Source organism: Streptomyces sp. NPDC037271 (genome assembly GCF_055603605.1).
In genome coordinates this window covers 1-21,188 of record NZ_JBVJVN010000016.1, presented here as the reverse complement: position 1 = coordinate 21,188, position 21,188 = coordinate 1, and the positions used below count along the sequence as shown (strand labels likewise).

Annotated in this window: 19 protein-coding genes; 15 read left to right on the top strand and 4 right to left on the bottom strand. The window is 71.5% G+C overall.

Going from position 1 to position 21,188, the window contains the following annotated elements; translation table 11 throughout:
- Nucleotides 1–316: 316 nt before the first annotated feature.
- Nucleotides 317–550 (bottom strand): Lrp/AsnC family transcriptional regulator, encoded by a 234-nt coding sequence (locus ACZ7G3_RS24650; protein WP_053137604.1) that lies wholly within the window; start codon nt 548–550, stop codon nt 317–319.
- 227 nt (nt 551–777) lie between these two features.
- Here ACZ7G3_RS24650 and ACZ7G3_RS24645 point away from each other — a divergent pair, with 227 nt between their 5' ends.
- Nucleotides 778–1,746: a thiamine-phosphate kinase gene (locus tag ACZ7G3_RS24645; protein WP_426522072.1), complete on the top strand. Its 969-nt coding sequence runs from the start codon at nt 778–780 to the stop codon at nt 1,744–1,746.
- On the top strand, nt 1,743–2,546 hold the full coding sequence (gene thiD / locus ACZ7G3_RS24640; protein WP_470928275.1) for a bifunctional hydroxymethylpyrimidine kinase/phosphomethylpyrimidine kinase: 804 nt from the start codon (nt 1,743–1,745) through the stop codon (nt 2,544–2,546). The genes ACZ7G3_RS24645 and thiD overlap by 4 nt, the downstream gene beginning before the upstream one ends.
- 235 nt (nt 2,547–2,781) lie before the next feature.
- Here thiD and rpmB read toward each other — a convergent pair whose 3' ends face one another.
- Nucleotides 2,782–2,967: a 50S ribosomal protein L28 gene (gene rpmB / locus ACZ7G3_RS24635; protein WP_013000438.1), complete on the bottom strand. Its 186-nt coding sequence runs from the start codon at nt 2,965–2,967 to the stop codon at nt 2,782–2,784.
- Between the two features lie 270 nt (nt 2,968–3,237).
- On the opposite strand from rpmB, the gene ACZ7G3_RS24630 reads away from it, so the two are divergent.
- From ACZ7G3_RS24630 to mutM, 9 genes are all read left to right on the top strand, one after another.
- On the top strand, nt 3,238–4,929 hold the full coding sequence (locus ACZ7G3_RS24630; protein ID WP_470928274.1) for a DAK2 domain-containing protein: 1,692 nt from the start codon (nt 3,238–3,240) through the stop codon (nt 4,927–4,929).
- A gap of 181 nt (nt 4,930–5,110) precedes the next feature.
- Nucleotides 5,111–7,342, top strand: coding sequence for an ATP-dependent DNA helicase RecG (recG, locus tag ACZ7G3_RS24625; protein ID WP_470928273.1), 2,232 nt, complete (start codon nt 5,111–5,113; stop codon nt 7,340–7,342).
- Nucleotides 7,343–7,405: 63 nt separating this feature from the next.
- Entirely contained in the window at nt 7,406–7,993 is a 588-nt protein-coding gene (gene rsmD, locus ACZ7G3_RS24620; protein WP_470928272.1) for a 16S rRNA (guanine(966)-N(2))-methyltransferase RsmD, read from the top strand.
- 26 nt (nt 7,994–8,019) lie between these two features.
- A complete protein-coding gene (gene coaD, locus ACZ7G3_RS24615; protein WP_426600217.1) occupies nt 8,020–8,499 on the top strand; it encodes a pantetheine-phosphate adenylyltransferase in 480 nt (159 codons plus the stop codon).
- Nucleotides 8,500–8,642: 143 nt separating this feature from the next.
- Nucleotides 8,643–9,755 carry a cell division initiation protein gene (locus ACZ7G3_RS24610; RefSeq protein WP_470928271.1) on the top strand — a complete coding sequence of 371 codons (1,113 nt, stop codon included), beginning with the start codon at nt 8,643–8,645 and terminating at the stop codon, nt 9,753–9,755.
- 144 nt (nt 9,756–9,899) lie between these two features.
- Nucleotides 9,900–10,544, top strand: coding sequence for a YceD family protein (locus tag ACZ7G3_RS24605; protein ID WP_426600194.1), 645 nt, complete (start codon nt 9,900–9,902; stop codon nt 10,542–10,544).
- A gap of 2 nt (nt 10,545–10,546) precedes the next feature.
- On the top strand, nt 10,547–10,720 hold the full coding sequence (gene rpmF, locus ACZ7G3_RS24600) for a 50S ribosomal protein L32 (protein ID WP_003951102.1): 174 nt from the start codon (nt 10,547–10,549) through the stop codon (nt 10,718–10,720).
- Nucleotides 10,721–10,727: 7 nt separating this feature from the next.
- A complete protein-coding gene (gene rnc, locus ACZ7G3_RS24595; protein ID WP_470928270.1) occupies nt 10,728–11,570 on the top strand; it encodes a ribonuclease III in 843 nt (280 codons plus the stop codon).
- A gap of 88 nt (nt 11,571–11,658) precedes the next feature.
- Nucleotides 11,659–12,519, top strand: a complete 861-nt coding sequence (mutM, locus tag ACZ7G3_RS24590) for a bifunctional DNA-formamidopyrimidine glycosylase/DNA-(apurinic or apyrimidinic site) lyase (RefSeq protein WP_426600192.1) — start codon at nt 11,659–11,661, stop codon at nt 12,517–12,519.
- On the opposite strand, the gene ACZ7G3_RS24585 is transcribed toward mutM, so the two are convergent.
- Nucleotides 12,509–12,913, bottom strand: coding sequence for a winged helix-turn-helix transcriptional regulator (locus ACZ7G3_RS24585; RefSeq protein ID WP_426600191.1), 405 nt, complete (start codon nt 12,911–12,913; stop codon nt 12,509–12,511). The two genes, mutM and ACZ7G3_RS24585, sit on opposite strands and share 11 nt — an antisense overlap.
- Nucleotides 12,914–13,008: 95 nt before the next feature.
- Nucleotides 13,009–14,202: a CAP domain-containing protein gene (locus ACZ7G3_RS24580; RefSeq protein WP_470928269.1), complete on the bottom strand. Its 1,194-nt coding sequence runs from the start codon at nt 14,200–14,202 to the stop codon at nt 13,009–13,011.
- Between the two features lie 195 nt (nt 14,203–14,397).
- Between ACZ7G3_RS24580 and ACZ7G3_RS24575 the strand changes: the two genes are divergently transcribed.
- From ACZ7G3_RS24575 to ACZ7G3_RS24560, 4 genes are all read left to right on the top strand, one after another.
- Nucleotides 14,398–14,679: an acylphosphatase gene (locus tag ACZ7G3_RS24575; RefSeq protein WP_470928268.1), complete on the top strand. Its 282-nt coding sequence runs from the start codon at nt 14,398–14,400 to the stop codon at nt 14,677–14,679.
- A gap of 378 nt (nt 14,680–15,057) precedes the next feature.
- Entirely contained in the window at nt 15,058–15,270 is a 213-nt protein-coding gene (locus ACZ7G3_RS24570) for a hypothetical protein (protein WP_003973418.1), read from the top strand.
- Between the two features lie 265 nt (nt 15,271–15,535).
- Complete coding sequence (gene smc / locus ACZ7G3_RS24565) at nt 15,536–19,090, top strand: chromosome segregation protein SMC (protein ID WP_470928267.1); 3,555 nt, start codon at nt 15,536–15,538, stop codon at nt 19,088–19,090.
- Nucleotides 19,091–19,283: 193 nt separating this feature from the next.
- Nucleotides 19,284–20,702 (top strand): sugar porter family MFS transporter, encoded by a 1,419-nt coding sequence (locus ACZ7G3_RS24560; protein WP_426600188.1) that lies wholly within the window; start codon nt 19,284–19,286, stop codon nt 20,700–20,702.
- Nucleotides 20,703–21,188: the final 486 nt, after the last annotated feature.

Below are 21,188 nucleotides of genomic sequence, written 5' to 3'. Positions count from 1 at the left end.
TCTCTACGCCCTTTTGCTACCCTACTCCCCCTCCTCCCACCCCTCCCCCACCCCCCCCCCCCCCCCCCCCCCCCCCCCCCCCCCCCCCCGCCGGTGGAGCCCGCACCTCCTGCGGGGGTCGCCCTGCCCCGCAGCACAGTATGATCAGCGGGTTTTCCAGCCCGTCGTCCGCCGACGGCAGTGCCTCGTCCGGGTTCCGCCACAGCTCGGTGACCAGCGCGTCCGGGCCCGGAACCGCCGCCGAACCGGTGTCGTCTGCTGAGGGAGCGGCCTGCGGCGGCGATCGACAGTGCGAGAGCGAGCGGGCGGAAGGGGGCTAGAGATGAACGACCGGACAGGTCAGGGTCCGGGTGATGCCGTCCACTTGCTGGACCTTGGCGACCACCATGCGACCCAGGTCGTCGACGGTGTCGGACTGGGCGCGGACGATGACGTCGTAGGGTCCTGTCACGTCCTCGGCCTGGATCACTCCAGGGATCTTGCTGATCGTCTCGGCGACGGTCGACGCCTTGCCGACCTCCGTCTGGATCAGGATGTACGCCTGTACCACGGAACCTCCAGAGCGGCCACGAGGATCATGTGGGGAAAAGGAACGCCACGGTACCGCGTCGCCGCACTTCACGGGGAGACCCGCGGGGTACGGGCCTGGCGCGCCGGGGTGCCGGAACGACACGGGTTGACGATCGCGCCGACCGTGGCGACGGTCATTTCGACCGTAACGAGGACAGAGATGACGCGCGACCGGGCACGGACAGGGACAGAAGGGGAGCCAAGGCGATGAAGGGCACTGTTGGTGAGCTCGGGGAGTTCGGGCTCATCAGGGAGCTCACCTCCCGTCTCACCACCACCCCGGCGGTCCGGGTCGGCCCCGGCGACGACGCCGCCGTGGTCGCCGCGCCCGACCGCAGGGTGGTGGCCAGCACCGACATCCTGGTGGAGGGACGGCACTTCCGCCGTGACTGGTCCACCGCGTACGACGTGGGCCGCAAGGCGGCGGCGCAGAACCTCGCCGACATCGCCGCCATGGGCGCCGTACCGACCGCGCTGCTGCTCGGCCTGGTCGTGCCCGCCGAACTGCCGGTGACCTGGCCGACCGAGCTGATGGACGGGCTGCGCGACGAGTGCCAGGTCGCGGGTGCCTCCGTGGTCGGCGGCGACGTGGTGCGCGGCGACACGATCACCGTCTCCATCACCGCGCTGGGCGACCTGCGCAACCAGGAGCCCGTCACCCGCGGTGGCGCCCAGCCCGGTGACCTCGTCGCGGTGACCGGCTGGCTCGGCTGGTCCGCGGCCGGGTTCGCCGTGCTGTCCCGGGGCTTCCGCTCACCGCGCGCCTTCGTCGAGGCCCACCGCCGCCCGGAGCCGCCGTACCACGCGGGACCGGCCGCCGCGGCGCTCGGCGCCACCGCGATGTGCGACGTGAGCGACGGACTGATCGCCGACCTGAGCCACATTGCGGAGGCCAGCAAGGTCAGGATCGACATCCGCTCCGGGCAGATCGACATCCCGTCCCAGATGAACGACATCGGCCAGGCCGTCGGCGTCGACCCCATGCAGTGGGTGCTCACCGGGGGAGAGGACCACGCGATCGTGGCCACCTTCCCGCCGGACGTGAAGCTGCCCGCCCGCTGGAAGGTCATCGGCGAGGTCCTCAACCCCTCCGCACTGCCCCAGGTGACCGTCGACGGGGCGCCCTGGACCAGCAAGGGCGGCTGGGACCACTTCGGTGAGGACGTGGAGTCATGAGCCTGCCCCTGGTCCTCACCGTCGCCGGCTCCGACTCCGGCGGCGGCGCCGGCATCCAGGCCGACCTGAAGACGATGCTCGCCCTCGGCACGCACGGCATGAGCGTGCTCACGGCGGTGACCGCGCAGAACTCGCTCGGCGTCCAGGGCGCCTGGGAACTGCCCGTGGAGGCGGTACGGGCCCAGTACCGCAGCGTCGTGGACGACATCGGCGTCCAGGCGGTCAAGACCGGGATGCTCTCCTCCGCCGATCTCGTCGAGACGGTCGCCGAGTTGATCGGCGGCACCGACGCCCCGGCCGTCGTCGACCCGGTCGGAGTCTCCAAGCACGGGGACGCGCTGCTCGCCGCCTCCGCCCTGGACTCCGTACGCACCAAGCTGCTGCCGGTGGCGACCGTCGCCACCCCGAACCTCGACGAGGTGGCCCAACTCACCGGCGTACGGGTCGAGTCGGACACCGACCTGCGCCGGGCCGCGGCCGCCGTGCTGGAGTACGGTCCGCGCTGGGTGCTGATCAAGGGCGGGCATCTGCGCGGCGACGCCATGGACCTGCTCACCGACGGCTCTCAGGAGCACTGGCTGCGCGCACCGCGCCTCGACAACCGGCACACGCACGGCACGGGCTGCACCCTCGCGTCGGCCGTCGCGTGCGGACTGGCGAAGGGGCAGTCGGTGCCGGACGCGGTCGCGGCGGCCAAGGCGTACGTCACCGGGGCGATCGGGGCCGGATTCGCGCTCGGCGCCGGGATCGGGCCGGTGGACCACGGCTGGGCGCTCGGGCGGAACACCGGCTCAGCGTGATGCCGGGGGCCGCCTCCTGAGCGAGCTCACCGGAGCACGGGGCGCCGGCCTGCCGGTGGAAACGGTCGGCGGCCTGCCGGTGGAAACGGTCGGCGGCCTGCCGGTGGAAGCAGCAGCGCGCGGGAGGGGACTGCCCGCCGGGAGAGGTTCCGGGCACGGCAGAAAGCCGGCCCACCCGGAGGTGGACCGGCTTTCTGCAGCGGACCAGGCCGTGGCCGCGCGCTCAGCTGACGCGTCAGCGCGAGACCTTGCCGGCCTTGATGCACGAGGTGCAAGCGTTCACGCGCTTCGGCGTCCCGCCGACCACGGTACGCACACGCTGGATGTTCGGGTTCCAGCGACGGGACGTACGGCGGTGCGAGTGCGAGATGTTGTTGCCGAAGCTCGGCCCCTTGCCACAGACGTCGCAGTTGGCAGCCACGGGTCACTCCAAAGACTTCAGATGCACTTACGGTTGACCCCGGCATGCCGGGATCAAGGTTCCGGAGCCGCGAACGGTCCGGGATCTGAGTGGCGGTGCCAGGGGGGAGAGAGCCCGATCGGGATCGGGCAACCGGAGCAGCATACAACGGCTGCTCCCGTACAACGAAACTACCACGGCAGCTCAGAGGCCCGCCCCCGGCCCTCTTCCGGCGGACACCCCTCCAAGGTCTACGCTGCCTGCCACATCCAGCAGCTCAGGGAGGCGCAGGTGGCGCAGGTGCCGCAGAGGTTCTTCGACGCTCTGGCGGTGCGCACCTGGTGCGGTCTGTCGCTGCGCGCCCTGGGGCGGGCGCGCGAGGAGATCGACGCGATCAACGTCTATCCGGTCGCGGACGGGGACACCGGCACGAACCTGTACCTGACCGTCGAGTCGGCCGTCGCCGCCGTGGAGGCCGTGTTCGCGGCGCACGAGGTGGACGCCGGGGAGCCGGACGAGGGCGACGGTCCTTCGCTGGCCGACAGCGTGGGTGCCATGGCGCACGGCGCGCTGATCGGCGCACGCGGCAACTCGGGGACGATCCTCGCGCAGCTGCTGCGCGGCATGGCCCAGGTGCTCACCGCCGGGGGTGAACCCGCTCACATCGACGGTCCGGGCCTGCGGCGGGCCCTGCGGCACGCGGCCGAATCCGCCCGGCAGGCCGTGGCCCACCCGGTCGAGGGCACCGTTCTGACCGTCGCCTCCGCCGCCGCCGACGCCGCCGAAGGGGCGGAGGGCGACTGCGCGGCGGTGGCCCGCGCGGCCTACGCGGGGGCCCGCGAGGCGCTCGCCGCGACCCCGGGGCAGCTGTCCGTCCTGGAGCGCGCCGGGGTGGTCGACGCCGGCGGGCACGGCCTTGTCACGGTGCTCGCGGCCCTGGTGGAGACCTTCACGGGCCGGGCGCCGGGAGTGGAGGCGGGCGTCGTGCCGCACGCGCGCGTGCCGCACGACGGCGCGGACCTCACGGGGGAGTGCGCCGCGGAGGAAGGCGACGGGAACGGCCCCGCCTTCGAGGTGATCTACCTCCTGGAGGCCGGGGACGCCGCCGTGGCACGGCTGCGGCAGCGGCTCGACGCCCTCGGGGACTCGCTCGTCGTGGTCGGCGGCGACGGACTGTGGAACGTCCACGTGCACGTCGACGACGCGGGCGCCGCCGTGGAGGCGGGCGTCGAGGCCGGGCGGCCGTACCGGATCCGCATCACCCACTTCGGGCACGGCGCCGCACACACCACCGGTACCGGGCGCCCGCCCCGGGAACGGGCCCAGCGCGCCGTGGTGGCCGTCGTGCCGGGGGAGGGCCTGGCCGGGCTGTACACCGAGGCCGGCGCGACCACCGTGCTCGCACGCCCCGGGGAGCCGCCCGCCAGCGGCGAACTCGTCCAGGCCGTACGCCGGGCACACGCGCGCGAGGTCGTGCTGCTGCCCAACGACGCCGAACTGCGCCACACCGCGGCCGCCGCGGCCGAGCAGGCCCGCACCGAAGGCGTCCGCGTCGCCCTCATCCCGACCCGCTCCGCGGTCCAGGGCATCGCCGCGCTCGCCGTGCACGAACCCGAGCGGCGCTTCGACGAGGACGTGGTGGCGATGACCTCGGCGGCCGGCGCCACCCGCCACGCCGAGGTCGCCGTCGCCGAACGACAGTCCTGGACCACGGCCGGCATCTGCCAGGCCGGTGACGTGCTCGGCCTCGTCGACGGCGACGTGGCCGTGATCGGCGGGGACGTCACGGAGGTCGCCGCTACCGTCCTGGACCGCATGCTCGCGGCCGGCGGCGAGCTGGTGACCCTCGTCCTCGGCGACGGGGCCCCCGAGACCGTCGCCGCCCACCTGGAGGCCCGCGTCCGCGAGGCGTACCTCGCCGTCGACACGGTGGTCTACCGGGGCGGGCGGCAGGGTGCGCTGCTGCTGATCGGCGTGGAGTAGCGCGGAGTGCCCGGAGTACCCGGAGTACCCGGAGTACCCGGAGTACCCGGAGTACCCGGAGTACCCGGAGTATCGAGAGTGCCGGGAGTACCCGGAACACCCCGAGTATCCCAGGGTGCCCCGGCGTTTCTCGGGGCTTCCCCCGGGAGGTGCGGGGCCGTTGTCAGTGGCGTGGTGTGCAATGGATCTCGTGCCCGCACTGCAAGAACCCCTGAAGAAGGTGCTCGGCCCCGCCACCGCGAAGGTGATGGCCGAGCATCTCGGCCTGCACACCGTCGGCGACCTCCTCCACCACTACCCCCGTAGATACGAGGAGCGCGGCCAGCTCACCCACCTCGCCGACCTGCCCATGGACGAGCACGTCACGGTGGTGGCCCAGGTCGCCGACGCCCGCCTGCACACCTTCGCCTCCTCGAAGGCGCCGCGCGGCAAGGGGCAGCGGCTCGAAGTGACCATCACGGACGGCAGCGGCCGCCTCCAGCTGGTCTTCTTCGGCCACGGCGTCCACAAGCCCCACAAGGAGCTGCTGCCGGGCACCCGCGCGATGTTCGCGGGCAAGGTCTCCGTCTTCAACCGCCGACTGCAACTGGCCCACCCGGCGTACGAGTTGCTGCGCGGCGGGGACGACGACGGGGCCGAGAGCGTCGAGTCCTGGGCGGGCGCCCTCATTCCCCTCTATCCGGCCACCGCCAAGCTGGAGTCCTGGAAGATCGGCAAGGCGATCCAGACCGTGCTGCCCAGCGCGCAGGAGGCCGTCGACCCCCTCCCCGGCTCCCTGCGCGAGGGCCGCGGCCTGGTCTCGCTCCCCGAGGCCCTCCTGAAGATCCACCGCCCGCACACCAAGGCGGACATCGAGGAGGCCCGCGCCCGCCTGAAGTGGGACGAGGCCTTCGTCCTCCAGGTCGCCCTCGCCCGCCGCCGCCACGCCGAGACCCAACTCCCCGCGGTCCCCAGGAAACCGAGCCCCGACGGCCTGCTCACGGCCTTCGACGACCGCCTCCCCTTCACCCTCACCGACGGCCAGCAGAAGGTCTCCCGGGAGATCTTCGACGACCTGGCCACCGACCACCCGATGCACCGGCTGCTCCAGGGAGAGGTCGGATCGGGAAAGACGATGGTGGCCCTGCGCGCCATGCTCGCCGTCGTCGACGCGGGCGGGCAGGCCGTGATGCTGGCGCCCACCGAGGTGCTCGCCCAGCAGCACCACCGGTCGGTCGTCGAGATGATGGGGGAGCTCGCCGAGGGAGGGATGCTCGGCGGCGCCGAACACGCCACCAAGGTGGTGCTGCTCACGGGCTCCATGGGCGCCGCCGCCCGCCGGCACGCCCTGCTCGACCTGGCCACCGGTGAGGCCGGCATCGTCATCGGCACGCACGCGCTGATCGAGGACAAGGTGCAGTTCCACGACCTCGGCCTGGTCGTCGTCGACGAACAGCACCGCTTCGGCGTCGAGCAGCGCGACGCCCTGCGCGGCAAGGGCAAGCAGCCGCCGCACCTGCTCGTCATGACCGCCACGCCGATCCCGCGCACCGTCGCCATGACCGTCTTCGGCGACCTGGAGACCTCCGTGCTGGACCAGCTCCCGGCCGGCCGGTCCCCGATCGCCAGCCATGTCGTCCCGGCCGCCGACAAGCCGCACTTCCTCGCCCGGGCCTGGGAGCGGGTCCGCGAGGAGGTGTCGAACGGCCACCAGGCGTACGTCGTCTGCCCGCGCATCGGCGACGAGGACGACGACCCGCAGAACCCGAAGAACCCGAAGAAGAAGTCCAAGCAGCCCCCCGAGGGCGACGCGGAGAGGCGGCCCCCGCTCGCCGTCCTCGACGTCGCCGAGCAGCTGGCCAAAGGCCCGCTCCAGGGCCTGAAGGTCGAAGTCCTGCACGGACGTATGCAGCCCGACGACAAGGACGCGGTCATGCGCCGCTTCGCCGCCGGGGAGACCGACGTCCTGGTCGCCACGACCGTCATCGAGGTCGGCGTCAACGTCCCCAACGCCACCGCGATGGTGATCATGGACGCCGACCGCTTCGGCGTCTCCCAGCTCCACCAGCTGCGCGGCCGCGTCGGCCGGGGCTCTGCCCCCGGCCTGTGCCTGCTGGTCACCGAGATGCCCGAGGCGAGCCCGGCCCGGCAGCGCCTGGGCGCCGTCGCCGGCACCCTCGACGGCTTCGAGCTCTCCCGCATCGACCTCGAGCAGCGCCGCGAGGGCGACGTACTCGGCCAGGCCCAGTCCGGCGCCCGCACCTCGCTGCGCGTGCTCGCCGTCATCGAGGACGAGGAGATCATCGCCGAGGCGCGGGAGGAGGCGGCCGCGGTCGTGGCCGCAGACCCGGAGCTGACCGGCCTGCCCGGTCTGCGGACGGCCCTGGACGCCCTCCTGGACGAGGAGAGGGAGCAGTACCTGGAGAAGGGCTGAGAGACTGGGCACGGACACCGTCCGTCCACCCGAGCACGCCGAGTACCGACAAGGACCCCAGAGATGACCCGCGTGATCGCCGGCAAGGCCGGCGGACGCCGCCTCACCGTCCCGCCAGGGACCGGAACCCGCCCCACCTCCGACCGCGCGCGCGAGGGACTCTTCTCCACCTGGCAGTCCCTGCTCGGCGGCCCGCTGGACGGTGAGCGGGTCCTCGACCTGTACGCCGGCTCCGGCGCCGTCGGTCTGGAGGCGCTGTCCCGGGGAGCCGGGCACGTCCTGCTCGTCGAGGCCAACGCCCGCGCCGCCCGTACGGTTCGGGAGAACGCGAAGGCGCTCGGCCTGCCCGGTGCCGAGGTCCGGACGGGCAGGGCGGAACAGATCATCCGCACTCCGGCCCCGGCCGAGCCGTACGACATCGCCTTCCTGGACCCCCCGTACGCCGTCTCGGACGACGATCTCCGGGAGATCCTGCTCACACTCCGCACGGAGGGGTGGCTCACCGGGGAAGCGCTCGTCACCGTGGAGCGCAGCACCAGGGGCGGCGAGTTCCGCTGGCCGCACGGCTTCGACGCGATCCGGGCCCGTCGCTACGGCGAGGGAACGTTTTGGTACGGTCACGCCGCCTCTACGTGCGAAGACGCACGATGACCGGACCGGAGAGCGAGGGAACTCAAGTGCGCCGCGCCGTCTGTCCCGGGTCGTTCGACCCGATCACCAACGGACATCTCGACATCATCGCCCGGGCCTCCAGCCTCTACGACGAGGTCTACGTCGCCGTGATGATCAACCAGGCCAAGAAGGGCCTGTTCGAGATCGAGGAGCGGATCGACCTCATCCGCCAGGTCACCGCCGAGTACGGGAACGTGCGCGTGGAGTCCTTCCACGGCCTCCTCGTCGACTTCTGCAAGCAGCGCGAGATCCCGGCCATCGTCAAGGGCCTGCGCGCGGTGAGCGACTTCGACTACGAGCTCCAGATGGCCCAGATGAACAACGGCCTCTCGGGTGTCGAGACCCTGTTCATCCCCACCAACCCCACCTACAGCTTCCTGTCGTCCTCCCTGGTCAAAGAGGTCGCGGCCTGGGGCGGCGACGTCTCCCACCTCGTACCCCCGCTGGTCCTGGAAACCCTCTCCGAGCGCCTGAAGCAGGACTGAGCCCGCCCCGCCCCCGCCCCCGCGCACGCCCCGCGCAGCTCACGGAGGCTGACAAACCGTCACCCGGTGTCCCCCGGACACCCCGGGGTCGTACAGTCGTCCCGTCCGTCTCCAACACAGCTGTAGAGAGTGGCGAGCACACGGTGGACGTGCAGAAGAAGCTCGACGAGATCACCGCGATGGTCTCCGGCGCCCGCGCCATGCCCATGTCGGCCTCGTGCGTGGTCAACCGCGCCGAGCTGCTCTCGATGCTCGAGGAGCTGCGCGCCGAGCTGCCCGGTTCCCTCGCCCAGGCCCAGGAGCTGATCGGCGACCGGGAGCAGCTGGTCGCGCAGGCCCGCGAGGAGGCCGACCGCATCATCGAGGGCGCGCGCGCCGAGCGCGGCTCCCTGATCTCCGACACCGAGGTCGCCCGCCGCTCCCAGGCCGAGGCCGACCGGATCCTCGCCGAGGCACGCCAGGAGGCCGAGGAGGTCCGCGCCGAGGCCGACGACTACGTCGACTCCAAGCTCGCCAACTTCGAGGTCGTCCTCACCAAGACCCTCGGCTCCGTGGGCCGGGGCCGCGAAAAACTCCTCGGTACCGGACCCGGCCTCGACGAGAACGGCTACGAGGACGAGGACGCCCCCGAACGCAGCCACGACCCGGAGACCCTGCGCCGCGACGCCGACACCTACGTCGACGCGAAGCTCGGCGCCTTCGAGGCCGTACTGGCCAAGACCCTGGACGCGGTCGGCCGGGGCCGGCAGAAGCTGCACGGCCGCATCGCCACCGACGACCTCGGCGCCCTCGCGGACGACATGACCACCGTCCAGCACTCCAGCGACGCGGACTACCTCGCCGGCCTCGCGGCCCTCTCCGACGCCCCCGCCGAGCAGCCCCGGCAGCGGGAGTACGGCGAACAGCCGGCGGCGGCACAGGTACCGGCACAGGCCGTTCCGGAGATGCCGTCGCAGCAGCCGGCGTACGGCTACGCCCAGCAGCAGCCCGACCCCTACGCCGGCTACCAGCAGACCTACGGCGGCCAACAGGACCCGTACGGCTACCAGCAGCAGCCGGCGGATCCGTACACCTACCAGTACGACCCCCAGCAGCACGCGTACGACGACGGAGGCCAGGGCTACGCCCAGCAGCCCCAGCAGCCCTCCCAGCCCCCGCAGGCCCAGCCGCAGGCCCTCGACGAGACCAGCCTCTTCGACACCAGCATGATCAGCGCCGAGCAGCTGAGGGCCTACGAACAGGGGCGCGGCCTCTAGCCCGCAGACCGGCCTCACGACCGGATTGGGCCGTGAGCGAATGGTCCAGTATCCTGGCTCTTCGGTCGCGTGTACGTCCGCGATCGGCGCTGCCCGGGAACACCGATGGGCAGTCCCCCCAAGCTAAGAAGACCGAAAGCAGGAATGGTTCTGAACGCGCGCCTCGACCACCGCAACCCCCTCGTGTTCGACACACACGAGCTGGGACGGCGGCCCGGTGCGCTGCAGCGCCTGACCCGCACGGTCGACGCTCCCCGGGACTTCGGTATCCAGGGAGTCATCGGAGTGCCGGAAGGCGCCCCGGTGGAACTCGATCTCCGGCTCGAGTCGGTCATGGAAGGGGTGCTCGTCACAGGCACCGCCCGTGCCAAGGCCGAGGGGGAGTGCGTAAGGTGTCTGGAGCCGCTCGAGCAGCAGCTCGCCGCGGACTTCCAGGAGATGTTCTCGTACCCTGACGCCGACGACCGGGGCCGCCCTGCGGCGGAACCGGGCGACGACGCCGAGGACGACGAGGACAGGCTCTTCGTCGAGGACGGACTGATCGGCCTCGAACCCGTGCTGCGCGACGCGGTGGTGCTCGCACTGCCGATGCAGCCGGTGTGCCAGGAAGACTGCCCGGGTCTGTGCTCCGAGTGTGGAGCACGCCTGGCGGACGACCCGGACCACCATCACGACGCCGTCGACATTCGTTGGGCGGCTTTGCAGGGACTCGCCGGTTCACTCGGAGACGGCGAGAAGGACGAGATGAGCGGCGCCGAACCTGGCGTCGACGAGAAGCAGGAGAAGTAGCCGTGGCTGTTCCGAAGCGGAAGATGTCGCGCAGCAACACGCGCCACCGCCGGTCGCAGTGGAAGGCTGCGGTCCCCACCCTGGTTGCGTGCGAGCGCTGCCACGAGCCCAAGCAGCAGCACATCGCGTGCCCGTCTTGCGGCACTTACAACAAGCGCCAGGTCCTCGAGGTCTGAGCGGCTGGTGAGAGGCACTGTGTCAGTCCCCAAGAAGGCGGAAGACGCCAAGGCGGACCCACCCGCCAAGAAGAAGGCGGACACCCAGGCCTCGTCCCACACGCTTCTGGAAGGGCGGCTCGGCTATCAGCTCGAGTCCGCCCTTCTGGTGCGTGCACTGACCCACCGTTCCTACGCGTACGAGAACGGCGGTCTGCCGACGAACGAGCGGCTGGAGTTCCTCGGTGACTCCGTCCTCGGCCTCGTCGTCACGGACACGCTGTACCGCACCCACCCCGACCTGCCCGAAGGCCAGCTGGCCAAGTTGCGGGCCGCGGTGGTCAACTCGCGTGCGCTGGCGGAGGTGGGCCGTGGGCTCGACCTCGGCTACTTCATCCGGCTCGGCCGCGGTGAAGAGGGCACGGGGGGCCGGGACAAGGCATCCATCCTCGCCGACACCCTCGAAGCGGTGATCGGCGCGGTCTATCTCGACCAGGGCCTCGACGCGGCCTCCGAACTGGTGCACCGCCTGTTCGACCCGCTGATCGAGAAGTCCTCGAACCTCGGCGCCGGCCTGGACTGGAAGACCAGCCTCCAGGAACTCACCGCGACCGAAGGGCTCGGTGTCCCCGAGTACCTGGTCACGGAGACCGGCCCGGACCACGAGAAGACCTTCACTGCTGCCGCCCGCGTCGGAGGCGTCTCGTACGGCACCGGCACCGGCCGCAGCAAGAAGGAGGCGGAGCAGCAGGCCGCGGAATCCGCGTGGCGGTCGATCAAGACCGCGGCGGACGAGCGAGCCAAGGCGACGGCGGACCAGCCGTCCACCGAAGTCGACGAGGCCGCCGACACCTCGTCGGCCTCCGCCTGACGCACCCGTTCCTCCGCACGTCCCGAACGCCCGCCCCACTCCCGGGGCGGGCGTTCGGTTCGTCCACCGGCCCACCCGAGGGGATGCCATGCCCGAGTTGCCCGAGGTCGAGGTCGTCCGGCGCGGCCTGGAGCGCTGGGTCGCCCACCGCACCGTCGCCGACGCCGAGGTGCTGCACCCGCGCGCGGTACGCCGGCACATCGCCGGCCCCGACGACTTCGCCCACCGCCTGAAGGACCACCGCATCGGCACGCCCAGCCGCCGCGGCAAGTACCTGTGGCTGCCGCTGGAGGACACCGGTCAGGCGGTCCTCGCGCACCTCGGTATGAGCGGCCAGCTGCTGGTCCAGCCGCACGAGGCACCGGCCGAGAAGCACCTGCGCGTCCGCGTCCGCTTCACCGACGCCCTCGGCACCGAACTCCGCTTCGTCGACCAGCGCACCTTCGGCGGCCTCTCCCTGCACGACACCACCCCCGACGGCCTGCCCGACGTCATCGCGCACATCGCCCGCGACCCCCTCGACCCGCTCTTCGACGACGAGGCCTTCCACCTCGCCCTGCGCCGCAAGCGCACCACGATCAAACGGGCCCTGCTCGACCAGTCACTGATCAGCGGCGTCGGCAACATCTACGCCGACGAGGCCCTGTGGCGCTCCCGCCTCCACTACGAACGCCCCACCGCGACCTTCACCCGCCCCCGCACCGCCGAACTCCTCGGCCACGTCCGCGACGTGATGAACGCCGCCCTCGCCGTCGGCGGCACCAGCTTCGACAGCCTCTACGTCAACGTCAACGGCGAGTCCGGCTACTTCGACCGCTCGCTCGACGCGTACGGCCGCGAGGGCCTGCCCTGCCGCCGCTGCGCCACGCCGATGCGCCGCCGGCCGTGGATGAACCGCTCCAGCTACTTCTGCCCGAAGTGCCAGCGGCCGCCGAGGATCACGCCGTAGGCGTCCGCTGCGCGTCGTACCGCTCACGCGACGCCAGCACCTCGTCCATCCGTCCCTCCAGGCACTGGATGAGCGCGATCAGCCGCCCGGCCACCTCGCGCCCCAGAGCCGTGAGTTCGTAGTCCACGCGGGGCGGGTTGACGGGCTGGGCCTCGCGGTGCACCAGGCCGTCGCGCTCCAGCGCGTGCAGGGTCTGGGCCAGCATCTTCTCGCTGACACCGTCGACACGGCGCCGGAGTTCGTTGAACCGGAAGGAGCCCTCGTACAGCGCGCCGAGCGTCAGCGCACCCCAGCGCCCCGTGACGTGCTCCAGGGTGCCGCGCGAGGGACAGGCCTTGGAGAACACGTCGTACGGGAGGTCCTGCTCCTCCGTGCGCTCCTGCGTGGTCGACATACGTCCAGCGTACGTGAGCTCAGCGCGGTGCCACAGACGGCGCTGAGCCGCTGACAGCGCTCCCGGCGCTTCGGCCGCCGCCGGCCGCGGCTGTCTCAGTAGCCGAAGTTCTGGGTCCACCACGGGCCGCCGGAGCCGAAGTGGACGCCGACGCCCAGGGTCTGGAACTCGCAATTCAGGATGTTGGCCTTGTGGCCGGGGCTGTCCATCCAGGCGTCCATCACGGCCTGGGCGTCGGCCTGTCCGCGGGCTATGTTCTCGCCCCCGAGATTGCCTATGCCGGCCGCCGCGGCCCGGTCCCAGGGTGTCGCGCCGCTGGGGTCGGTGTGGTCGAAGAAGCCCTGCTGGGCCATGGCCTCGCTGAAGTCCTCGGCCAGTTCACGCAGCGCGCTGTTCGCGGCCACCGGGCTGCAGCCCACCTTGGCCCGCTCGTCGTTGACGAGCTTGAGTACCTGGGCCTGGGCGACGGCCTGCTCCGACGCGGCGGCGGGGGCGCCGGGCCGGTCGGGCTCCTCGGTGGCCGGGCGCGAGGGTGCGGGCTTCGGCTTCGAGCCGGGAGTCTTCTCGGGCTGCCGCGTCTTCGACGGAGCCTCGGCGGGGGCGCCGGGCTTCGACGCCGGTGCCGAAGGGGAGGACGAGGGCGACGAGGGGGAGGAGGGCTCGGGCGAGGAGTCCTTCGAGGAGCCGGAGGACTCCGAGGAGCCGGAGGGCGAGGAGGACCGGTCGGTTCCGGGGCTCGTGGAGGTGTCGCCGTCGCGGCCGGTCTCGGCGCTGCCGGAGGTGCCGCCCTGTTGGGACGGAGTGTTCGTCGGGGCGTCCTGGGACCGCACCCGGTCGCCCCCGCCGCTGCCGCCGCCGATCCGGTAGTTGTCGAGGCCGGGCACCGCGCCCGTGGCCACCGCCACCGTGCCGATGGCGACCGCCGCGGAGACACCGAGCAGACCGGTGCGGACCGGAGTGGCAGCCTTCTTCCGGCGGCGGCGCCTGCCGGCGGGAGGCGGACCGTCGTCGGGGGTGAACCCGTCGCTGGGGAAGGCGACCGTACGGCCGGCCTGCGGGTGGGCTTCGCCGTCCGGACCGTCCGGCGCGAACAGGTAGGCGTCGCTCTTCGCACGGACCTCGGCGTACGCCTCGGGGTTCAGGTAGGGCGCGATGCCCATCGTGGGGCGGCCGTCCGCGTCCGGGGCCTGCGGGGCACGGTCCCGTCCCGTCGTGCCGTCCGTCTGATGGTCCCCCGCGGCGCGGCCCGTGGCGGCGCGGCCGGCGGCGGAGCGTCGGTGGCGTCCCATGTCCTGGCCTTCCTCGTCCTCGCGCTGGACGTGTCCTCGCGGTCGACGTGTCCTCGCGGTCGACGTGTCCTCATGATCAACACGGAACTCACACGTTCGGGTGAGTTTCAGGTGCGTTTCATTGGGTGGGGACGGTACCGCATGGCGCAAGGGGGTGAAGTGTCCGGCGGGACATTGACTGGTTAGGTTGCAGTCATGAGTGACGATGTACGGCTGGTCGCGTGGGTGCGCGGACAGGTCCAGGGCGTGGGTTTCCGCTGGTTCACGCGGGCCAGGGCGCTGGAGCTCGGCGACATGAGTGGTTTTGCTCTCAATCTGGCCGACGGGCGCGTCCAGGTGGTCGCGGAGGGGCCGCGCGAGCGCTGCGAGGGGCTGCTCGACTGGCTGCGCGGTGACGACACGCCCGGACGCGTAGACGGCGTGACCGAGATCTGGGACACACCCCGTGGCGGCTACGAGGGCTTCGCCATCCGCTGACGCGAGGCCGCGCGGAGACCTCCGTTCCGGGTGTCACCGTCTCCGGGAAGGTGTCCGCGGCGGAAAACGGGCAGGTGGTTGCCAAGGGCGGCCTGTCATGGCAGGCTCCGCACGCAGGATGATCGCCACGCCCCGAGGGGCCCGCAGGAGTCGCCGCGTCGCCGTTCCGAGGCCGCGTGCCCCCGGGTACCCGCCGATACGGGGCGTGATCGTGTTGACCGTCAAACTTTTTGGTGAGACGCTGAAAGCCCCGCGCACCTTAGCTGTTTGGCATGGTTGAACGGCAGAGAAAACTCCAAAGTGCCAAGCACCGCGGGTGCGATTCCCTCACGACCCACACCGCTTCGGTCGGTCACTCATTGTGGAGGACCATCCATCATGGCAAAGGCGCTTCTCGGTTACGTCGGCGGCTCCGACCCTCGACTCCTCGCCGAGATGCGACGGCTCCAGCAGCGCGTCCAGGATCTGGAATCCGAGCTCGGACGGATCCAGGCGGAGAACGACGCGTTGGCGGCTGCCGCTTCTCACGACAGGATCATGGAGAGCATGGAGAGCGTTGACGCACACCAGGCGGAGCCTGCGCTCACCTGATCACTGCATCACTCCACTACGGCACAGCAGTGGTTGGGCTTGCCCGTAAAACCGCTCAGGTGTCAGAGTCTGCAAGGGACGCTTCGGCGTCCCTTCTTTCTTGCCCCCGCCTTCGCCCGCACTCCGCCGTCCGGCCGTCTTTTCCTCCCCCGCGCATCCTTTCACCCTCTTCAACGTCTGATGTGCCCTGGACGTTCACTGGTGAAACCGCGGCGGTTCACCCGTTCATGGAGTGAGACACCCGTGAAAGGTAGAGTCCGACGGCGTGCACCTGAAGGCCCTGACCCTCCGCGGGTTCAAGTCGTTCGCCTCGGCGACCACGCTCCGGTTCGAGCCGGGCATCACCTGCGTCGTCGGTCCGAACGGCTCGGGCAAGTCCAACGTCGTCGACGCGCTCAGCTGGGTCATGGGCGAACAGGGCGCCAAGTCACTGCGCGGCGGCAAGATGGAAGACGTCATCTTCGCCGGCACCACCGGCCGCCCGCCGCTCGGCCGGGCCGAGGTGTCGCTGACCATCGACAACTCCGACGGGGCGCTGCCCATCGAGTACGCCGAGGTCACCATCACGCGGATCATGTTCCGCAACGGCGGCAGCGAGTACCAGCTCAACGGCGACACCTGCCGCCTCCTCGACATCCAGGAACTGCTCTCCGACTCCGGCATCGGCCGTGAGATGCACGTCATCGTCGGTCAGGGCCAGCTCGACTCCGTCCTGCACGCCGACCCGATGGGGCGCCGCGCCTTCATCGAGGAGGCATCGGGCGTCCTCAAACACCGCAAGCGCAAGGAGAAGGCGCTCAGGAAACTGGACGCGATGCAGGCGAATCTCGCGCGCGTGCAGGACCTCACCGACGAGCTGCGGCGCCAGCTCAAGCCGCTCGGCCGGCAGGCGGCGGTGGCGCGACGGGCCGCCGTCATCCAGGCCGACCTCCGGGACGCGCGGCTCAGGCTCCTCGCCGACGACCTCGTACGGCTGCGCGAGGCGCTCCAGGCCGAGATCGCCGACGAGGCCGCGCTCAAGGAACGCAAGGACGCCGCCGAGCAGGAGCTGGGCAGGGCGCTGCGCCGCGAGGCGGACCTGGAGGACGAGGTGCGCAGGCTCACTCCGCGCCTCCAGCGCGCCCAGCAGACCTGGTACGAGCTGTCCCAGCTCGCCGAACGGGTGCGCGGCACCATCTCGCTGGCCGACGCACGCGTGAAGAGCGCCACCTCCGCTCCCCCCGAGGAGCGGCGCGGGCGCGATCCGGAGGAACTGGAGCGCGAGGCCGCCCGCGTCCGCGAGCAGGAGGCCGAACTCGAAGCGGCCCTGGAGGCGGCCGAGCACGCGCTGGAGGACACGGTCGCCCACCGCGCCGACCTCGAACGCGAACTGGCCCTGGAGGAACGCCGCCTCAAGGACGTCGCCCGATCCATCGCCGACCGCCGTGAGGGGCTGGCCCGGCTCAGCGGCCAGGTCGGCACCGCCCGCTCCCGCGCCGCCTCGGCCCAGGCCGAGATCGAGCGGCTGGCCGAAGCACGGGACGAGTCCCGGGAGAGGGCCGCCGCCGCCCAGGAGGAGTACGAGGCGCTCCAGGCCGAGGTCGACGGGCTCGACGCCGGTGACCAGGAACTCGCCGAGCGGCACGAGGCCGCCAAGCGTGGGCTGGCCGAGGCGGAGGCAGCCCTGAGCGCCGCCCGCGAGGCGGCCACCGCGGCGGAACGCGAGCGCGCGGCGACGCACGCCCGCCGTGAGGCCCTCGCCCTCGGACTGCGCCGCAAGGACGGCACCGGCGCGCTGCTCGCCGCCAAGGACCGGCTCACCGGCCTGCTCGGCCCGGCCGCCGGGCTCCTCACCGTGACGCCCGGCCACGAGGTCGCCCTGGCCACCGCCTTCGGCGCCGCCGCCGACGCCCTCACGGTGACCTCCCCGGCCGCCGCCGCCGACGCCATCCGCCTGCTGCGCAAGCAGGACGCCGGCCGGGCCGCCCTGCTGCTCGCCGGCGCCCCCGACGACATGGCTCGGGAGCCGCGTGGCGAGGGACCGCCGTACGCCGCCGACCTGGTCCGCGGACCGGCCGACCTGATGCCCGCCGTACGCCGGCTGCTGCGCGGGATGGTCGTCGTCGCCACCCTGGAGGACGCCGAGGACCTCGTCTACGCGCACCCGGAGCTGACCGCCGTCACCGCCGAGGGCGACCTGCTGGGCGCCCACTTCGCGCAGGGCGGGTCCGCCGGGGCGCCCAGCCTGCTGGAGGTGCAGGCCTCCGTGGACCAGGCCGCCGCCGAACTGGAGGAACTGGGCGTGCGGTGCGAGCGGCTCGCCGAGGCGCAGGCCGCCGCCGGCGAGCGGCGCCGGGAGTGCGCCGCGCTCGTCGAGGAACTGGGGGAACGGCGCCGGGCCGCCGACCGGGAGAAGTCCGCCGTGGCCCAGCAGCTGGGCCGGCTCGCGGGGCAGGCGCGGGGCGCCGCCGGGGAGGCCGAGCGGTCCGCCGCCGCGGCGGCCCGGGCGCAGGAGGCGCTGGACAAGGCGCTGACGGACGTCGAGGAGCTGGCGGAGCGGCTCGCCGTGGCGGAGGAGATGCCGGTCGAGGAGGAGCCCGACACCTCCGCACGCGACCGGCTCGCCGCCGACGGCGCCAACGCCCGCCAGACCGAGATGGAGGCCCGCCTCCAGGTCCGTACCCACGAGGAGCGGGTCAAGGGCCTCGCCGGGAGGGCCGACTCCCTGGACCGTGCCGCCCGCACGGAACGCGAGGCACGGGCGCGTGCCGAACAGCGGCGGGCCCGGTTGCGGCACGAGGCGGCCGTCGCCGAGGCGGTCGCCGCCGGCGCCCGGCAGCTGCTCGCGCACGTGGAGGTCTCCCTGACCCGCGCCGACGAGGAGCGCACCGCCGCCGAGGCCGCCAAGACCCGGCGCGAACAGGAGCTGACCGCCGCGCGCACCGCCGGGCGCGACCTCAAGGCGGAGCTCGACAAGTTGACGGATTCAGTTCACCGGGGCGAGGTACTCGGCGCCGAGAAGCGGCTGCGCATCGAGCAGCTGGAGACCAAGGCGCTGGAGGAACTCGGTGTGGAACCGGCGGGGCTCACGGCCGAGTACGGCCCCCATCAGATGGTGCCGCCCTCGCCCCCCGCCGACGGCGAGGTGCTCCCCGAGGACCCCGACCACCCGCGCAACCGTCCGCGGCCCTTCGTCCGCGCCGAGCAGGAGAAGCGCCTGAAGGCCGCCGAACGCGCCTACCAGCAGCTCGGCAAGGTCAATCCGCTGGCCCTGGAGGAGTTCGCGGCGCTGGAGGAACGGCACCAGTTCCTCAGTGAGCAGCTCGAGGACCTGAAGAAGACCCGTGCCGACCTGCTCCAGGTCGTCAAGGAGGTCGACGAACGCGTCGAGCAGGTCTTCACCGAGGCCTTCCGGGACACGGCCCGGGAGTTCGAGGGCGTCTTCGGCAGGCTGTTCCCGGGCGGTGAGGGGCGGCTGATCCTGACCGACCCCGACAACATGCTCACCACGGGCGTGGACGTCGAGGCCCGGCCGCCGGGCAAGAAGGTCAAGCGGCTCTCGCTGCTCTCGGGCGGGGAGCGCTCGCTGACCGCCGTGGCGATGCTCGTTTCGATCTTCAAGGCGCGGCCCAGCCCGTTCTACGTTATGGACGAGGTCGAGGCGGCGCTCGACGACACCAATCTCCAGCGGCTGATCAGGATCATGCAGGAGCTGCAGGAGGCGTCGCAGCTGATCGTCATCACGCACCAGAAGCGCACGATGGAAGTCGCCGACGCGCTGTATGGCGTGTCCATGCAGGGCGACGGTGTGTCGAAAGTCATCAGCCAGCGGTTGCGCTAGCCCCGAGCACGTTAGCTTCAACTCTTGAACACGTAACCCCTCCCTGCATCGTCAAACTCACAGCTCTCTTCCTATTGACTTCGATACTTGAAGGCATAGTCTCTGCAACGTTGCTTTTACCTTCAGGTTCCTTTTATCGGTATCTCGAAGGCGAACCACCCCGGCAGCGTTGCCGGTAGCCCGAGGAGTACACGTGGCCAGCACATCGCAGGCACCCAAATCAGGAGCCAGGACGGCTCACCCCGATCATCTCGGGCACGTCATCTTCATCGCGGCGGCCGCCGCGATGGGCGGTTTCCTGTTCGGTTACGACAGTTCCGTGATCAACGGTGCCGTCGAGGCCATCCGGGACCGCTACGACGTCGGCTCCGCGCTACTGGCCCAGGTCATCGCCATCGCGCTGATCGGCTGTGCCATCGGTGCCGCGACCGCCGGCCGCATCGCCGACCGCATCGGACGTATCCGCTGCATGCAGATCGCGGCGGTCCTCTTCACCGTCAGTGCCATCGGCTCCGCACTGCCCTTCGCGCTGTGGGACCTCGCCATGTGGCGCGTCGTCGGCGGCTTCGCCATCGGCATGGCCTCGGTGATCGGCCCCGCATACATCGCGGAGGTCTCCCCGCCTGCCTACCGAGGCCGGCTCGGTTCCTTCCAGCAGGCCGCGATCGTCGTCGGTATCGCGGTGTCGCAGCTGGTCAACTGGGGTCTGCTGAACGCCGCCGGCGGTGACCAGCGCGGTGAGCTGATGGGCCTGGAGGCCTGGCAGGTCATGCTCGGCGTCATGGTCATCCCGGCCGTCCTCTACGGCCTGCTCTCCTTCGCCATCCCCGAGTCGCCGCGCTTCCTGATCTCCGTCGGCAAGCACGAGCGCGCCAGGCAGATCCTCGAAGAGGTCGAGGGCAAGGAAGTGAACCTCGACGCCCGCGTCGCCGAGATCGAGCACGCCATGCACCGCGAGGAGAAGTCCTCCTTCAAGGACCTGCTCGGCGGCAGCTTCTTCTTCAAGCCGATCGTCTGGATCGGTATCGGCCTGTCGGTCTTCCAGCAGTTCGTCGGCATCAACGTCGCGTTCTACTACTCCTCGACGCTGTGGCAGTCGGTCGGCGTCGACCCGACGCAGTCCTTCTTCTACTCCTTCACGACGTCGATCATCAACATCGTCGGCACCGTGATCGCGATGATCTTCGTGGACCGCATCGGCCGCAAGCCGCTCGCCCTCATCGGCTCGGTCGGCATGGTGATCGGCCTGGCACTGGAGGCCTGGGCGTTCTCCTTCGACCTGGTCGACGGCAAGCTCCCGGCCACACAGGGCTGGGTCGCCCTGATCGCCGCCCACCTGTTCGTCCTCTTCTTCGCCCTGTCCTGGGGCGTGGTCGTCTGGGTCTTCCTCGGCGAGATGTTCCCGAACCGGCTCCGCGCCGCCGCGCTGGGCGTGGCCGCTTCCGCGCAGTGGATCGCCAACTGGGCCATCACCGCGAGCTTCCCGTCGCTGGCCGAGTGGAACCTCTCCGGCACCTACGTGATCTACACGATCTTCGCCGCGCTCTCCATCCCCTTCGTCCTGAAGCTCGTGAACGAGACGAAGGGCAAGGCCCTGGAGGAGATGGGCTGACCGCCCCACCCCCGCACTCGGGGAGAAGGGCCAAGTCCCCGCTGCCCCTCTCCTCGTACCGTCCGCCGCCCCCGGTCCCGGCTCACCGCCCGGACCGGGGGCGACGGTGTCGTACGTGCGCGTCCGGCGGCCGGCTCACCAGATGATGACTCCGCCGCCGATCTCCAGGGCTGCCGGGCGGACTCGTCGATGATGCGCAGACGGTCCTCGATCTGACCGCGGTGTTCCCGCACCGACCGAGGGTGGTCGGTGCCGGCCGCTATCCGGTCGCGATGGGACCGCAGCAGGGCGACCTCGCGCAACAGGTCCGGTACCTGCCTGTGCTCCACCTCCAGATTCCGTTCGGCCAGGACCGGCAGGAGGCGGGCGCCCGGCGAGCGAACCAGGTCCGACCGTTCCTAATCAGTGAGCAGGAGTGAGTCTTGGACTCGTACCTGGTCACTGCGGACACCCCGAACGGTTTTGGGTGCCCTGGTTGCCCGCGTA

Excerpts from the sequence above, each read along its gene's own strand:
- rsmD (WP_470928272.1), top strand. The coding sequence starts at position 7,406 with ATGACCCGCGTGATCGCCGGCAAGGCCGGCGGACGCCGCCTCACCGTC.
- recG (WP_470928273.1), top strand. The coding sequence starts at position 5,111 with ATGGATCTCGTGCCCGCACTGCAAGAACCCCTGAAGAAGGTGCTCGGC.
- ACZ7G3_RS24575 (WP_470928268.1), top strand. The coding sequence starts at position 14,398 with ATGAGTGACGATGTACGGCTGGTCGCGTGGGTGCGCGGACAGGTCCAG.
- ACZ7G3_RS24570 (WP_003973418.1), top strand. The coding sequence starts at position 15,058 with ATGGCAAAGGCGCTTCTCGGTTACGTCGGCGGCTCCGACCCTCGACTC.
- ACZ7G3_RS24605 (WP_426600194.1), top strand. The coding sequence starts at position 9,900 with ATGGTTCTGAACGCGCGCCTCGACCACCGCAACCCCCTCGTGTTCGAC.
- mutM (WP_426600192.1), top strand. The coding sequence starts at position 11,659 with ATGCCCGAGTTGCCCGAGGTCGAGGTCGTCCGGCGCGGCCTGGAGCGC.
- ACZ7G3_RS24580 (WP_470928269.1), bottom strand. The coding sequence starts at position 14,202 with ATGGGACGCCACCGACGCTCCGCCGCCGGCCGCGCCGCCACGGGCCGC.
- ACZ7G3_RS24645 (WP_426522072.1), top strand. The coding sequence starts at position 778 with ATGAAGGGCACTGTTGGTGAGCTCGGGGAGTTCGGGCTCATCAGGGAG.
- thiD (WP_470928275.1), top strand. The coding sequence starts at position 1,743 with ATGAGCCTGCCCCTGGTCCTCACCGTCGCCGGCTCCGACTCCGGCGGC.
- ACZ7G3_RS24585 (WP_426600191.1), bottom strand. The coding sequence starts at position 12,913 with ATGTCGACCACGCAGGAGCGCACGGAGGAGCAGGACCTCCCGTACGAC.